10 protein-coding genes are annotated in these 16298 nt (G+C 58.2%); all 10 read right to left on the reverse strand.

Annotation, left to right across the window (positions count from 1 at the left end; genetic code table 11):
- A partial coding sequence (locus HA48_RS20145) for a tetratricopeptide repeat protein (protein ID WP_128602901.1) occupies positions 1-3072 on the reverse strand: 3072 nt, incomplete at its 3' end.
- Between the two features lie 11 nt (positions 3073-3083).
- The gene (gene bcsB / locus HA48_RS20150; protein ID WP_128602902.1) at positions 3084-5579 is read right to left on the reverse strand and encodes a cellulose biosynthesis cyclic di-GMP-binding regulatory protein BcsB; all 2496 of its coding nucleotides are present in this window, start codon (positions 5577-5579) and stop codon (positions 3084-3086) included.
- Positions 5576-7681: a UDP-forming cellulose synthase catalytic subunit gene (gene bcsA / locus HA48_RS20155; protein ID WP_128602903.1), complete on the reverse strand. Its 2106-nt coding sequence runs from the start codon at positions 7679-7681 to the stop codon at positions 5576-5578. Before bcsA ends, bcsB begins: the two co-directional genes overlap by 4 nt.
- A gap of 60 nt (positions 7682-7741) precedes the next feature.
- On the reverse strand, positions 7742-8542 hold the full coding sequence (bcsQ, locus tag HA48_RS20160; RefSeq protein ID WP_128602904.1) for a cellulose biosynthesis protein BcsQ: 801 nt from the start codon (positions 8540-8542) through the stop codon (positions 7742-7744).
- Positions 8533-9150: a cellulose biosynthesis protein BcsO gene (bcsO, locus tag HA48_RS20165; RefSeq protein ID WP_128602905.1), complete on the reverse strand. Its 618-nt coding sequence runs from the start codon at positions 9148-9150 to the stop codon at positions 8533-8535. Before bcsO ends, bcsQ begins: the two co-directional genes overlap by 10 nt.
- Positions 9151-9625: 475 nt before the next feature.
- Complete coding sequence (dppF, locus tag HA48_RS20170) at positions 9626-10636, reverse strand: dipeptide ABC transporter ATP-binding subunit DppF (RefSeq protein ID WP_128602906.1); 1011 nt, start codon at positions 10634-10636, stop codon at positions 9626-9628.
- Entirely contained in the window at positions 10626-11612 is a 987-nt protein-coding gene (dppD, locus tag HA48_RS20175) for a dipeptide ABC transporter ATP-binding protein (RefSeq protein ID WP_128602907.1), read from the reverse strand. Before dppD ends, dppF begins: the two co-directional genes overlap by 11 nt.
- A 12-nt stretch (positions 11613-11624) precedes the next feature.
- A complete protein-coding gene (gene dppC, locus HA48_RS20180; protein ID WP_128602908.1) occupies positions 11625-12527 on the reverse strand; it encodes a dipeptide ABC transporter permease DppC in 903 nt (300 codons plus the stop codon).
- A gap of 9 nt (positions 12528-12536) precedes the next feature.
- The gene (gene dppB / locus HA48_RS20185; RefSeq protein WP_128602909.1) at positions 12537-13556 is read right to left on the reverse strand and encodes a dipeptide ABC transporter permease DppB; all 1020 of its coding nucleotides are present in this window, start codon (positions 13554-13556) and stop codon (positions 12537-12539) included.
- A gap of 347 nt (positions 13557-13903) precedes the next feature.
- Complete coding sequence (gene dppA / locus HA48_RS20190) at positions 13904-15514, reverse strand: dipeptide ABC transporter periplasmic-binding protein DppA (RefSeq protein ID WP_128602910.1); 1611 nt, start codon at positions 15512-15514, stop codon at positions 13904-13906.
- Between the last annotated feature and the right edge of the window lie 784 nt (positions 15515-16298).

The following is a 16298-nucleotide window of genomic DNA, read 5'->3' on the forward strand; positions in this document are numbered from 1 at the left end:
CCACTGCACACCACCCACCAGCGTACTGAGATCCTGACCCAGCGGCGTGCTGCCGAGGTCGATCTTATAACTGTCGCCCTTCAGCGCCATATTCAGCTCTACGCCGGTCGCCGATTGCGAATCCGTGGTGGAAGAGGGCGTGTCGTCGATTTTTGCTGCGCCGGCGGCCACCACATTGCCCTGTACCAGCGCATTGGTGCCAAAGCGACGCCACGCATCGCCACCCGCGCTGCCCGCCGTGAGTGAAACCGGCGTCATGGTAAAGTCGAACCGCGACTCGCCAAACGGCACCGTAGAGAAGGTCAGCGGCGCTTTGGCTTCGGTCAGCTTGCTCAGGCCCGATTCGCCATCGCGTCCGCGTATCTGCATCTGCCCCTGCACCCAGGTGCCGGTTTTTTCCTGCAGGTTATCCATCATGTCGTCAATCTGACGCAGCGTCTTGCTCTGCTGCACCGCCGGCGTGTTACCTGCCAGCGTCACGCCTGCGGCACTGCTGCTGGCATCGGGTGCGTTTTGCCACGGCATCACCGCGCCATAGCTGGACGGCGAACCGGACACCGGCGAAGTGCTGCGGTTGATAAACGGATTATCCGCCAGCGCCAGGCCACCGACGGTGGGAGCGCTGCCGGTTTCGGCGCCCTGCAGACCAATCAGCTGGCCGCGTGCGCTGCGCAGATAGCGCATCGCCTGTGCATGCTCACCGTTGGCTTCTGCCACACGCGCCAGCAGCAGCAGGCGATCCGGCGACTGTTCGCTATTCAGGCCGCGCGTCAGCGTATTGGCTTTACTCACATCGTTATTGGCCAGCGCCACGTTGATCGCGCCGGTACGCGCATCCTGGGTTGGCGTATCCTGCGTCATCAGGTAGTCGTAGACCACGCCCGCTTCTTTATTCATCTTGCCGGACTGATAGAGCCGCGCCATGGCAAACATCAGGTCGCGGTTCTGCGGGTCGTGCTGCAAGGCGCCTATTAGCTTGTCGTAAGCGGCGGCGTACTGTTTCTGCTCGCGCAGGCGATCGACCTCATTGATCACGTATCCATTACGGATGCCCGCCAGCTGTGTGGGCGTGCTGCGCGCCTGCAGTTCCGGACTGCTGAGGAAGCTCTGCGCTTCGGTACTCAGCCCGGCCTGATTCAGTACCGCCACCTGAGCGGCATAATCGCCGGCGTTACCCTGAACGCCGCGCTGCATATTGCCGCGCACGATAGATACCGCCGTCGTGAGATCGCCTGCTTTGGCCAACTTCTGCGCCAGATTGCCGGCATCAACCGGGTTGGCGGGCAGCGCAGCCGTCAGCGCACGCAGCGTGTTAGCAGCGGCGGCGCTGTTCCCTTGCGCCAGGTATTGATCGGCGGTCGCCATCTGCAGGTTGAAGTTCACCCGCTGCGCCAGCGTCCGCATATCGCTGTTTTTGCTGCCGCCGGGAATACGCGTCAGCAGCTGGCTGGCCTGCTGCCAGGCACCGCTTTCGCTGGCATTCAGCGCGGCGGCATAGAGTTCGCTGGTGCTGGCGCCGCTGCGCATCGCTGGCTGCATGATGTTAGCCGCCATCAGGTTATTGCCCTGCGCGCGGTAAAGCCGGGCCAGATCGAGACGCAGCCAGCCGTCGCCGGGATAGCGCTGAATGCCGCTGCTGAGCGTGGCAATTGCCGCGCTGCTGTTGCCTGCGGCCAGTTCGCGTTTGGCCTGGGCACGAATCGGATCGCTGCTGTTGCCGCGCGGTGCCACGCTCTGACGCACGCTGTCCGGCAGCGAGGCCAGCAGCGTATTCGCCTCTGCGCCGCGATTCTGCTGACGCAGGACATAGAACAGCCCCTCTTTGGCACTGCGGTTATCGGCATCCGTTTGCAGGATCGCGCGATAGGTCTGTTCAGCCTGATCCAGCTGATTGCTGCGGCGCTGCACATCGGCGCGGAACAGCTTCGCCGCCACGCCTTTCTCCCCTTCCGCCTGTGCCAGCGGCTCGCTTAACGCCAGGGCCTGGGCGCTGTCACCGCTCTTCAGTGCCTGCTGCGCCGTCGCCAGCTGCGCGTAGAAGCGTGCATCTGTTGCCTGCCTCTGCCGCGTTTCGCTCTGTTCGCCGCCCTGCTGCGCGGCGCGCGTCAGGTAGTCTGCCGCTTCGCCATAGCGACCCGCGCGCTGCGCCACATAGCCCATGCCCGCCAGCGCATCGGCATCCTGCGGGTTAGCCTGCAGCACTTTCTCAAAATTACTCTGCGCGTTACTCACATCACCGCTGTTCAGCGCGGTGAAGCCTGCACCCTTCTCCGCGCCACCGACATTTTTCCGGTAGTAATCCAGCACCGCGTTATCCTGCGGATGGCGCTGCTGCCAGGTCTGATACAGCGAGGCATCGGACGCCTGCGGAGCCAGCCACAGCAGCGCCTGGCGCAGCGAACGGTCCGCCTCTTTATTGCCATCCGCCATGCCTGCCAGCAGATCAATCCCCTGGCGGCGCGTCGCTTCCTGATACGTCAGCGCTTTGCCCAGCGCCAGCTTTGCGCCGGTATCCTGCGGGTGATCGGCGGCAAACTGGCGCAGCGCCTCGACCGCCTGCGGCAGCAGCGTACGGTCGCCGGCCATCGTCAGATAGTACTCTGCGGCCACGCTCGGCGGCGGCGCGTTACCGCTAAAGGTATTGCGCCAGGTTTGCAGCGCCGCAGCAATGTTGCCGCTGCGCGCCTGCTGCCGCGCCAGCGACAGCTGCGCCTGGGGGATACTTTGCAGCTGACGCGCGTTATCCAGCTCGCTCAGGTGGGGATCGTTTGGCGATACCGCACTCAGCCGTGCGCGCCACTGCGTCGCTTCCGCCGTGCTCCCGCTCTGCTGCGCATAGAGCGCCAGCAGATAGAGCGCCTGCGTATTGTTCGGCTCAACCATCAGCACTTTCTGCAGCGAGGCTTTCGCCAAATCGTCATGCGCTTTCTGGTGCCAGTAAGCCGCCTGATCAAACAGCGCCTGCAGCGCAGGATTGGCACTCTCCGCCGCCAGCAGCGGCGGCGAGAGCGTCAGCGCCCCACCCAGAATCAGGGCATGACGGATGCCGGCACTTAACAGATGTTTTTTCATTGTTGTTATCCTTACTTCCTGCCGGACTTGCTATCAGCTTTGGGGTTGAGGCGCCGCCACGCATGGCGCTTCAGCATTACCCATGTCGCGCCGCCCACCAGCGCCGAAAGCAGCAGCGCAGCCAGCGCCATCAGCACCGAGTGCTGGTTGGCATACCACACCACCATCATGTACCACGGCATTTCGCCGCTCGGGAACTGCGGGCCAACGCGGAAGCTACGGATACCGTTTTCATCGGTGATGATGGCGGTATCGCCGCGGATGCCGGCATTAATGCGTGCCGAATTCAGGTCATCGTGCAGACGCAGCAGCTGCTGATCGCTGGTCGCAACCGTCATCACCACCAGGCGATCCGGGTTCCACGGCGAGCGATAGCTGACAAACCCGCGCCACGCTTCGTTAGAGGAGAAGTAGCGATCGGCATCCAGTGGCTGGCGGTACCAGTCGCCGGTCAGCCAGCCGCGCAGCTTATCCCAGGTGCCTGGCTCTTTAACGCCCAGCGTATTGCCGCTGGTTTCATAGGCGGTATTGGCCAGCATCTGCTGTGTAAACGCAGTGCTCTGCATGGTACTCACCGCCAGCAAATCACTCTGCTGCAGACGTGCCAGATTAGTGCCGCCGTTCGGCAAGCCAAACAGCACCTGATTTTGCACCAGCGGGACACCGGTGGCGGTGCCTGCGCGGGCGGCCATGTCCAGCAGCGTGGCAATTTCCGCATTGCCCGGTTGCTCCGGCAACAGCAGCGTGGTCTGCGAGAAATCCGCCAGCCGTGAGAACGGGAACGATGCGCCAACGAAGTACGACAGGTTTGGCAGCATGGTGAAGTGACGCGTGTGGCTCAGATCGATCCACGAATCCTCTTCAATGCGGCTCTTGATATTGTTGTTCAGCAGCACGCCGCAGGGCGCGTCCGCTTTGGGTTTGATGTTGAAGTAGAGCGCCAGCTGATTGTCGCCATAAATCAGGTACGGCTCCAGCTTCAGCGTGTACTGCTCCTGACGCGCATCGCCGCCCAGCCGGTGCCAGGCACTCTCCAGCAGTCCGACTTTGTTCACTGTCAGGTTGCGCAGGAAGATGCCGTTAAGCGTGACGTTAAGGAGCGAGTTGTTCTCATCAATCCAGCTTTCCGACGGAAAGCGATAGTGCAGATTGACCGGAATGGTGTCGCCATCCCACAGGAACAGATCGGGCGCAGCACGGAAGTTGACGCGTAGCGCATCGTGCCAGATACCGGTGGTGGTCAGGCTCTGATCTTTACGCAGCAGCTCGCTCAGGCGCACCGGACGGTTGGTGTTAATCCAGCGCGGCGCATCGTAAGGTTTACGCACGCCAAGAGGCTGCGGCTGCACCTGCAGGCGACTGTCGTCTGTCGCCAGCGGCTGCGTGGTGAGGCGGTTCGCCGCCTGGCGCAGCTGGGTATCGTCGTTACCCACCACCAGCAGCAGCTTGTAAACCGGATTGTTCGGGTTATCGATCACCTGCAGCAGTGCGCCCTCGCTGGCGGGCAGGGTTACGGTGCCGATTTTGTCGCCCGGATGACCAATCAGGATGCCGTTGTGCTCGGGCAGCTCATCGCGCACCACCGGGAAACGGATGCCCCGGTAATCCAGCTGGATCCCCAGCCAGGACGCCACCAGCGCGGCGGCGCTGACGCTATCCGGTGCCACATTTGCAGCAAAGCCAAAGGTAACGCTGGCCGGCGACATGCGCTGGGCATCAATAAAGGGACGCGGGAAGTTGCGCAGGCTGGTGCCGATATTCAGCTGCTGCCCCTCAAGGCTTAGCGTGGTTTTGGGCAGAATCGTGACCTGATACTGCTCCGCGCTCTCTTTTTCACACAGCAGCTTGTCGGCATCGTTAATTTTAAAACTGAGATTGTTGGCGGAGACCACCATCGCCGCGGGAATATCCAGCTGATAGTCGCTGACATCACTGTCGGTTGCTCCCAGCGGCAGCGTGCCGAGCGGCTGTCCGTTGAGCATCAGTTGCAGCGAGGTGTTGCGTGCGGCCAGGGCAGTCGATACGCGCAGCGACAGGTTAAGGCGTGCATTGGTGATCACTTCATCACCCGGCAGCGTGAACACGATACCGGATTGCAACTGACCGCCAGTGAGGGTAATGCCCTGCTTCTGGCCCATTTGCGCCACGGAAATGGTGCTGCTGACCGGCTGATTCAGCGCGACGCCCGCGGTCTCCGCAACCGGCGCGGGCGCGACCTCCGGCAGCACCATTGGTGGTACCGCCGGCGCTGCCTCTTCCTGCATCGGTGCAGCTTCCACAGGGGCTGCGTTCTCCGGGGCCGGTTCGGCGCCGGCTGGGGCGTAAGGCGTTGCGCCAGCTGCCTGTTGCAGCTGCGGATCGGCGTGGGTATCCAGGCCCTGCGGTGGCGGAACATCAGACAGCGCAGCGCTGTCCTGCGTGACGGCCGGGGTTTCGGCCCAGGCAGGCGCCAGCAGTAGTGCGGTCGCCAGCGAGCTTGCCAGCAGCGTTTGCGTCAACGTCTTCATGCTGCGCTGTCCTCATTGACGGCCGGCTGATTGTCACGCTTACGCTTCTCACGGCGATCTCGCCAGGTCAGCCAGAACAGCTCAAACACGGTACGGATAATGGTACCCAGCGATACCAGCGGATTGTCCTGCTTATACTCCGGCTGAATCCACGCATCGGCGCGCGCCAGCACCACACGCACCAGCTCACGGCGACGCGCCAGCGGCATATCGCCAAAGCGCAGACGAATAGTCTCCTCGTCGCCGGAGATTTTGCTTACCGGAATGGTGATCGCACCGGATTTCAGCAGCAGATCGATCTCTTCAATCTCATCCTGCTCATGGCGGTTATCCGGCGCATCCAGCTGCGCGCCGCCCATCGAGAGATCGCTTGTTTGCGTGCGCGAAGAGATACCGCTGGCATAGTGAATCACTGCCGGAATCTGCACATCAATACGGATGGTTTTGCGTACCTGTTTGGTTTCACGCGCCACGGCAATTGCCGCCATCAGGATAATCAGGCTGAACACGGCCCAGCCCACGTTGAGGGCGATAACATAGGGATCAACGCCGAAGTAGTCATGTGCGACTGCCCGTACCACGCCCGCCACGATGCCAATCGACAGCAGCGCCGCCACAATCACGTGCGGACGCACGATGTGGAAGTCAAAGAAGCCCTGATCGAGCAGGCCGCCTTTGTCGGTCACGTTAAATTTGCCATGCTTCGGCGACAGCAGCGTGAGCAGCGTAGGGATCACCAGATGGAAGCACATGACGGTTTCATAAATTTCGCCCCAGAAGGTGTAGCGGAATTTACCGTTCATGCGGGAGTTGACGTACAGCGACATCACCAGATGCGGCAGCACATAGGCGAAGATCAGCGACGCCGATGAGTGAATGATATTCAGATTGAACAGCAGGTACGCCAGCGGCGCGGTGAGAAATGCCACGCGCGGCAGACCAAACTGGAAGTGCAGCATGGCATTGAGGTAGCACAGGCGCTGCTGCCACTTCAGGCCACGGCCCAGCAGCGGATTATCCACGCGGAAGATCTGCGTCATGCCGCGCGCCCAGCGGGTACGCTGAATCACGTGCAGGCCAAGGCGTTCCGTTGCCAGCCCGGCCGCCAGCGGAATGGCCAGGAAGGCGGAACCCCAGCCGCGGCGCTGCATTTTCAGCGCGGTGTGCGCATCTTCCGTTACGGTCTCCACCGCAAAGCCACCGATCTCTTCCAGCGCGCTGCGGCGAATCACCGCACAGGAGCCGCAGAAGAAGGTGGCGTTCCAGTTGTCATTACCCTGCTGTACCGGACCATAGAACAGCGAACCTTCGTTCGGGATACTGCGCGCGGCACGCAGGTTACGCTCGAAGGGATCGGGCGAGTAGAAGTAGTGCGGCGTCTGTAACAGCGCCAGTTTAGGATCGTTCAGGAACGCGCCCACCGTCGCCTGCAGGAAGGTGCGCGTCGCCACGTGATCACAGTCGAACACGCAGATCAGCTCACCTTTAGTGATTTTCATCGCGTGGTTAAGGTTACCGGCTTTGGCGTGGCGGTTATCGTCACGGGTGATATAACCCACGCCCACATCCGCGGCGAACATCGCGAATTCGCTGCGTTTGCCATCATCCAGCAGATACACCTTGATCTTGTCGCGCGGGTAATCGATGCACTGCGCGGCCAGCACGGTATCGCGCACGACGTCGAGGCTTTCGTTATAGCTGGGCACGTAAACGTCCACCGTCGGCCACAGGCGGGTATCGTCCGGCAGCGGTTCAATCGTACGCTTTAATGGCCAGGTGGTTTGCAGGAAGCCAAGAATTAAGATCAGCCAGACATACAGCTCGGCCAGATATAAGCCGATACCAAGAATCGCTTCAATTTCAGAATTAAAGTGCAGCGTCTCCGTGGTGCGCCACCAGATATATCGGGTCGACATCAGCGCGGAGAGAATAACCATCACGAGGGTTATTTTTCGGCTTTTGCTGAAGCCCAGTAAAAACACCATTCCGATGCTGATTAAACCAAAAATATACTGTTTCTGGCTGTCCATGGGCGTGATGACGATTACCGCAGCGACTGGCGCAAGCACCAGCAGCAGCAGGTAAAACCCGAGTTTACTCATGATTCACCCTGAAGAAGCTGTGTTGTTATTATGGGTGCCAGGCGCTGGCCTGGCGGGCGGTTAATACTGACTGCGGATGGGGGCCTGAACTTCGCCGTTACCGACCTGAATACTCAGGATATTTGCCACGCGTTTTGCCACCAGTTCAATATCAAAGGCCGCCGCAGAAGCGGGGCTGAAATCATATACCGATTGTTGAGAAGCATTAGCTTCGGCAACGCTTTCATCACGGTGAATAACACCCAGTAAATTATCGCCCATGCGCTGTTGCATAAACGCAGTGACTTCACGACTAATATTACGGCGGTTGTCACTTTGATTAAGGACAAAATAGTGACCCCGCTTATTATTAAGCGGCTTACCAATCAAACGATCGTTCTCAATTTGCGGCAGCAGTGACACGGAGGCGGTATCCGCCAGCATCACCACTAAATGCATATCGGCAAGCGCCTGCATCGCTTTAAGCGCCGGGCCTGGCCCGGGCGGGAAATCGGCAATAATCACCAGTCCGGGATAGTTCAGCACGGTATCCAGGCCGCGCGGCAAAAAATGCGGATCTTTGGCCAGGTTCTCTTCAAAGCGCTCACGCTGCTCTTCGGTGACTTCGCCGTACGGCATCACAAAGATATTACCACCCGTGGTCAGAATGGACTGACTCCAGTCGGCCTGCTCCGCAGAGCGCGCAACAAACCCACGGCCATCGTGTAATGGAACGCCAAAGTGGAGACGCAGTGCATTTTGTACATCGAAATCGATTGCCAGCACCTTACTGCCGGCGCGGGCCAGACTCCATGCCAGGTTGGCCGCCATGGTGGTTTTCCCTACTCCCCCTTTTGGCGAGCACACACAAACTAACGGCATAGCGCAATCTTCTCCAGTAACGGTTTTAAAGGTGTCTCTTTACTCAGCATTGCCGGCTCCGCCGGACGCGAGCGGAACAGCGCACCGAAGCGCGATGGCGATGGCGATGGTGCCAGCTTTGAGGCTGGCGCAGTTAATACAGGCGCGGACACCGGTTCAGCCGGTGCAGGTGCTGAAACCGCCGCAGGCGGGCTCACTAAGGCCGGTTTTGGCGGTGCGGGCGGAAACAGCGAGTTGGTCGCCTGGCGCTCAACGTGCGTGGCCTTGGGCGCCAGTGGCATTACTGATGCCGCGGCTCTGACGGGCGGCGCAGGCGGGAACAGCGATGTGCTGAGCGGCGCTGGCTCAGCGCCGGGTGCGCTGACGGGCGGTGCGGCAAGCGTCGGCCCGTCAGGGGCGGTAAACTCATCCCCCCGAATCGGCTGCGGCTGCGGCAGATCAACGCGCTGACCGCTGCCTAATTCCGGCTCATCATCGGCGGCCAGCTGACGAATAATCGCCCACTGGCTGTGATCGGCGTCCTGCGCTTGACCAGACATATCTTTGAAAGCGATATCAAGCGTCTGCGTTTTCTCTTTAAAACGCTGCAGATCGTCGTAATTCTTCATGATCAGAGCCTGTTAAAACGGGGGGAATTTTTCCGCGAATATAACACACACATTATAAGACAGTGAGAAAATTCTGATTATTAAAAGCGCATATTCAATAAAAGTGTTTAATCTACAAGATTGAAAAAGTGGTAATGCAAGAAACATGCAAATATTAATTATGCGGTATTAATTAATTGCGGTTAACTAAAATAATCACGGCACCACTATTAGTCTAACTTTTTGAAAAATAGCATAATTAAAGGGTGAAACTGGATTTTAACGGTGCGTGACACTGCTCACACAGCACGGCAGTAATTCAGAATTTGTCTTAACGCTTTATATCTTATTCAGGACCAATTATTTACAGATTCGGCGGTGTAATACTTTTCAGCGTCTTACAAGCGTAAATGCCAGGCAGGTTAATTTTGCTGAACTATTTTTGCTGTCAAAAAAGAGGCTCCCGCAGGAGCCTTTAGTTATCGCTGGTGGTCATTCAGGGTATTTCTACCGGTTGATTTTCATCCTGATCGACGGCAAAGCAGGCGATTTGCTGATCGCCATACTGTTTGAGCGACGGCTGCAGCTGCACGCAGGTGCCAAAACGCCGACGGCAGCGGGCGTTAAACGCACAACCCGGCGGTGGATTAAGCGGACTCGGCAGTTCACCGGTCAGCTTGATACGCTCCCGGCGCTCATCCGGATTGAGGCGTGGCGTCGCGGACAACAGCGCCTGAGTGTACGGATGGCGTGGATTGCTGAAGATCGCCTCTTTGCTGCCCTTCTCTACGCAGCGTCCAAGGTACATCACCATCACTTCATCCGCGATGTGCTCCACCACCGACAAATCATGCGAAATGAACACATAGGACAAGCCCAGATCCTGCTGCAAATCCATCATCAGGTTGAGCACCTGAGCACGCACTGAAACGTCGAGCGCCGAGACCGGCTCATCGGCAATTAATACGTCCGGATCCAGCATCAGGCCACGCGCGATAGCAATACGCTGGCGCTGACCGCCAGAGAACATATGCGGATAGCGGTCGTAATGCTCGGTTTTCAGGCCCACCTTCGCCATCATCTCCAGCGTCTTCTCGCGGCGCTCCGCTTTGCTTAAGCTGGTGTTGATCACTAACGGCTCTTCAAGAATCTGGCTGATTTTCTTACGCGGATTCAGTGAGCCGTAGGGGTTCTGGAACACGATCTGAATTTTCTGGCGGCGCAGTTTCTGCGCCTGCGGATCGTGCTTCAGCAGATCCTGTCCATGCCAGTAAAGCTGACCTTCGGTTGGCGTTTCAATCATTGTCAGCAGACGCCCGAGCGTGGATTTACCACAGCCGGATTCACCTACTACCGCCAGCGTCTTACCGCGTTCCAGGTTAAAGGAGACGCCATCCAGCGCCTTGACCAGACGCTCCTGACCGAACAGGCCTTTCTTCACCGGGTAGTGTTTTTTCAGGTCAATCGCCTGCAGCAGGTAATCATGCTTCGTGTTATCAAGACTCATAAGTCGGTCTCCCGGCATCATCCAGTGGGAAATGGCATTTGGACTGGCGCCCCGGAATGTCGCGCAGTTCAGGTTCTTCAGTACGGCAGCGATCGGTCACATACGGACAGCGCGGATTAAGCAGGCAGCCGTTAGGGCGATCGTATTTGCCGGGCACGACCCCTGGCAGCGAAGCCAGGCGCGCTTTATCCGCCGCAAACTCCGGCAGCGCGCGCAGCAGGGCCTGCGTATACGGATGGCGCGGCGCTTTGAAGATATCCACCGCTTTACCGCTCTCAACCACCTGTCCGGCGTACATCACGATGATGTGCTGCGCCGCTTCGGCCACCAGCGCCAGATCGTGTGTGATCAGGATCAGCGCCATGTTCTCCTGCTTTTGCAGCTCCAGCAGCAGCTCAATGATCTGCGCCTGAATGGTGACGTCGAGTGCCGTGGTAGGTTCATCCGCAATCAGCAGCTTGGGCTTGCAGGCAATCGCCATCGCAATCATGACGCGCTGGCTCATACCACCAGAGAGCTGATGCGGATAGACATCCAGGCGTGACGCCGGATCGGGAATGCCGACCTGCTCCAGCAGATCGATAGCCCGCTGGCGACGGGTGCGCTTGTTGCCGCCCTGATGCACCTTCAGCGCTTCCATAATCTGGAAGCCGACGGTATAGCACGGGTTGAGGCTGGTCATCGGGTCCTGGAAGATCATCGCCACTTCAGCGCCCACCAGCTGGCGGCGCTCTTTTTCGGAGATGCGCTGCAGGTCGCGCTGGTTAAACTCCAGCTTGTCGGCTTTAACGCGGCCGGGATAGTCAATCAGCCCCATGATCGCCAGCGAGCTGACCGATTTACCGGATCCGGACTCACCTACAATCCCCACTACCTGGCCCTGTTCAACCTGATAGCTGATGCGGTCAACCGCACGGAACGGTGCCTTTTCGTCGCCGAAATGCACCGACAGTTTTTCTACATTTAATAACGCCATCTCGGTGCCTCTTTACTGCTTGAGTTTCGGGTCGAGTGCATCACGCAAACCATCGCCCATGAGGTTGAATGCCAGAACCGTCAGCAGGATGACCAGTCCGGGGAAGGTCACGACCCACCAGGCACTTTGCGCATACTGCAACACGTCGGAGAGCATGGTGCCCCACTCCGGCGTCGGCGGCTGCGCCCCCATACCGAGAAAGCCCAACGCCGCCATATCGAGGATGGCGTTGGAGAAACCTAATGACGCCTGCACGATCAGCGGTGCCAGGCAGTTAGGCAGAATATTGACAAACATCTGACGCAGCGTACCGGCGCCCGCCACGTTTGAGGCGGTAACATAGTCGCGGTTCACTTCCACCAGCACCGCAGCGCGCGTCAGGCGGATGTAGTGCGGCAGCGCCACGAAGGTGATAGCCAGCGATGCATTGACGATCGACGGACCAAAGATGGCGACCAGCACCAGCGCCAGCAGCAGGCTGGGCAGCGCCAGCATGATATCGACCAGACGCATGATCACGGCATCCACCACGCCGCCAAGGTAGCCGGCCATCAGACCAAAGATGACGCCAAGAATCAGCGACAGTACCACCACCAGGCAGCCCACCAGCAGCGACAGCCGCGCGCCGAACATCAGGCGCGACAGCACATCGCGGCCCACGTCATCGGTGCCAAGAATAAACTTCCAGCTGCCGCCCTCCTGCCAGACCGGCGGATGCAGCAGCGCATCGCGGAACTGCTCAGCAGGCGCATGCGGTGCCAGCACGTCGGCAAAGATGGCGATCAGCAGCATCAGCAGGATGTAGACCAGGCCGATAACCGCGCCTTTGTTGCGTTTAAAGTAGTGCCAGAATTCCTGTAATGGGGTCATCGGCTTCGGTGCAGCGCTTACGCTTGCGGGATCAACAGCAGACATGACTCCCCCTTATTTCTTATGTCGGATGCGCGGGTTAACCACGCCGTACAGCAGATCAACCAGCAGGTTGACCAGAATGATCAGGATCGCCACCAGCAGTACGCCGCCCTGCACCACCGGATAGTCACGGCGCTGTAGCGCTTCAATCAGCCAGCGACCGAGTCCCGGCCAGGAGAAGATGGTCTCTGTGAGGATGGCGCCCGCCAGCAGCGTACCCACCTGCAGGCCGATCACCGTGACCACCGGCAGCATGGCGTTACGCAGCGCATGCACCACGATCACGCGCATACGCGTCAGGCCTTTGGCTCGCGCGGTGCGGATATAATCTTCACCCAGCACCTCCAGCATAGAGGAGCGCGTCATACGCACGATAACCGCCAGCGGAATAGTGCCCAGCACGATTGCCGGCAGAATCATGTGCATCACGGCATCTTTGAAATCGCCCTCTTCGCCCCACAGCAGCGTATCAATTAGCATAAAGCCGGTGAGCGGATGGCTGTCGTCAAGGAAGATGATGTCGCTGACGCGGCCGGAGACCGGTGTGAGGTTAAGCTGCACCGACACCAGCATGATGAGCATGATGCCCCACCAGAAGATCGGCATGGAGTAGCCGGTCAGGGAGATGCCCACCGCGGTGTGATCAAAGATGGAACCGCGTTTAACCGCGGCCAGCACGCCGACCGGAATCCCCACGGCAATCGCAAAAATCATCGCGCAGATGCCGAGCTCCAGCGTCGCTTTGAAGCGCGGTACAAATTCATCCCAGACCGGGATGCGGCTCTTCAGTGAGATACCGAGGTCGCCGTGCAGTACACCGTTGATGTAGGTAACGTACTGTTTCCACATAGGCTGATCGAGGCCAAACTGCGCCATCAGCTGTGCGTGACGCTCGGGTGAAATGCCGCGCTCGCCCGCCATGATCAATACCGGATCGCCGGGAATCAGGTGAACAAACGCAAAGGTCAATAACGTAATACCGATGAACGTTGGGATGACAAGGCCCAGACGTCGGAGTATGAATTGCAGCATAAGCCGGGTTCTCAGTCTTCTCCCGTGGCGCTAACGCCAGGGACTACATTGCTCACAACACGCAGCCGGCATAGCCGATCGCGACGCAAGAAGCGCTTCAATTTACCCGTCAGCCTTCACGCTGCCTCTGCGTTAGCGTGGTTCGTTTAGCCCGGTTACTTAACTTCAGTAAGCGTCTGAGAGCTGACGAACCGGCCGCCTTGCCGCACCAACAGCAGGCCCTTTAAGGGCACGTGAATGAGTGAGGGTATGTAAGAAATTAGCCGGAAATAAAGTGCGGAGACCGGGCAGCGAAGCCGCCGCCCGAGGGCCAGCACTGCCGGCCCTGACCGCGATAGTCCGAAAGGTTATTCCTGGATATCGACGTTTTCGAAGTGATGTTTACCTAATGGGTCAACCACGTAGCCACTCACTTTCTTGCTCACTGGCTCGTACACGGTAGAGTGCGCGATGATCAGTGCCGGCGCCTGGTCATGCATCACGACCTGCGCCTGCTTATAGAGCTCAATACGTTTGTTATGATCGGATTCAGCACGTGCTGGCTGGATCAGATCTTCAAACGGCTTGTAGCACCAGCGTGAGTAGTTGGAACCGTCTTTCGCTGCCGCGCAGCTGAACAGGGTGGCGAAGAAATTATCCGGATCCCCGTTGTCACCGGTCCAGCCCATCATAACGGTCTGGTGTTCACCGGCTTTGGCGCGCTTCAGGTACTCGCCCCATTCGTAGGTAACAATTTTGGCTTTGACGCCGATTTTTGCCCAGTCAGCCTGAACCATCTCCGCCATGCGGCGGGCGTTCGGGTTGTACGGACGCTGTACCGGCATTGCCCACAGATCGATGGTGAAGCCATCCGGCATACCGGCTTCTTTCAGCAGCGCTTTGGCTTTCTCCGGATCGTAGGCGTAATCTTTGATGTCATCGTTATAGCTCCACATCGTTGGTGGAATCAGGTTTTTCGCGGCCTGGCCAGCGCCCTGATAGACGGCATCAATGATGGCTTGCTTATTTACCGCCATGGTCAGTGCCTGACGCACTTTGACGTTATCCAGCGGTTTTTTCTCGGTGTTGAATGACAGGTAACCGACGTTCAGACCAGGCTGCTCCATCAGGTTAATTTTGTCATCTTTCTTCATGCTGGCGATGTCAGCCGGGTTCGGGTACGGCATCACCTGGCATTCGCCTTTCTGCAGTTTGGCGTAACGCACAGAGGCGTCCGGGGTGATGGAGAAGACCAGGCGATCGATTTTCGGCTTGGTGCCCCAGAAGTCCGGGTTAGCTTTGTACAGAATGCGTGAATCTTTCTGGTACTGCTGCAGTACGAACGGACCGGTGCCAACCGGGTTGAGGTCCATTTTTTCCGGCGTGCCCGCTTTCAGCATGTTGTCAGCGTACTCTTTCGACAGAATAGACGCGAAGTCCATACCGAGGTCGGCCAGGAATGGCGCTTCCGAACGGGTCAGCGTGAAGCGTACGGTGTGATCGTCAACCTTTTCGATTTTGCCGATCAGCTTCGGCATATCCATGCCTTCGAAGTATTCGTAGCTGCCGCCTGAAACACCGTGGAACTTGTTGTTTTTATCGAGCTGACGCTCGAAGGAGAACACGACGTCATCAGCGTTGAATTCGCGGGTTGGCTTAAAGTCTTTGGTGGTTTGCCACTTCACGCCTTTACGCAGATGGAAAGTGTAGGTTTTTCCGTCTTCGCTGATGTCCCATTTTTCTGCCAGACCCGGCTGCAGTTCAGTGGTGCCGGTTTTGAACTCCACCAGGCGGTTGTAGATCGGCACTGAGCTGGCATCGTAGGTCGTACCAGAGGTGAAGAGCTGCGGGTTAAAGCCTTCCGGCGAACCTTCTGAGCAGTAAACGAGGGTTTTCGCCTGGACACCGGCAGCAACGGTCATAGCAATCAGGCTAAGGCCGACCTTCAGCATCCTGGATTTAGCCAGGGAGTTGATCATGTTTTGCTCCATTGTGATGTGATGTTGTGTGCGTCGCCCGACCTCTGATTTTTTTATGCGGTTCGGGCAGGTCAATCTGGTTGTGATCAAAATGTGAGCGGTTATTGTTGTTGCGCTGACGCCGTGGAACCTGCCAGGCAGTGCCGTCTCTACATCTTATTGACGCATCAATTTGTCAACAGTTGCAATGAACGTCAATACAAGATGGGGGTATTTACACAGAGTGTGAGTAAGTGCAAGCAACGATAAAAAACAGTAATTTCACGCTAAGCCAAAATTAAAAAAGGTGATAAAGCGCGCAATACCGCGTGATTATCTGGCTATGACACCTAATGGCAGTGATTATCACCGCTAAAAAACACCTTAAAGTTATCGGCAAACGTTGAATATCTGAACGATTCCCCGTGCGTTATCACGTTCAGCCAGCGAAATATGCTGGCGTAATGGCATAAGAAATCAGCAAAAAGCAATAAGCGGTCATAAGCAGAACGTGTCGCGAATTAAGGGTGACGCTCCGATGCAGCAAGGGATGGAGGGCAGTGGCCAGGAATAACGGCATTGATCCCTGCGATGACAAATGGAAACGGTAATTTGAGCACTTTCCCTGTCCGGGGGGGCCTGTTTTTTGGGCCGCCAGATGGCCGGTGCAGCGTTCAGCAATGGCGGCCCTGCGGGTCGCCACTCCAGGGGATCTCAGGAAAAGGGAGCTTACGGAGCGCACAGGAAAGTGGATTGTTGTCCCCCCTCACCTGAGTCAGATAAATGAGGGAATACGGGAGCCCAG

The organism is Pantoea wallisii (genome assembly GCF_002095485.1).
Lineage (GTDB): Bacteria > Pseudomonadota > Gammaproteobacteria > Enterobacterales > Enterobacteriaceae > Pantoea > Pantoea wallisii.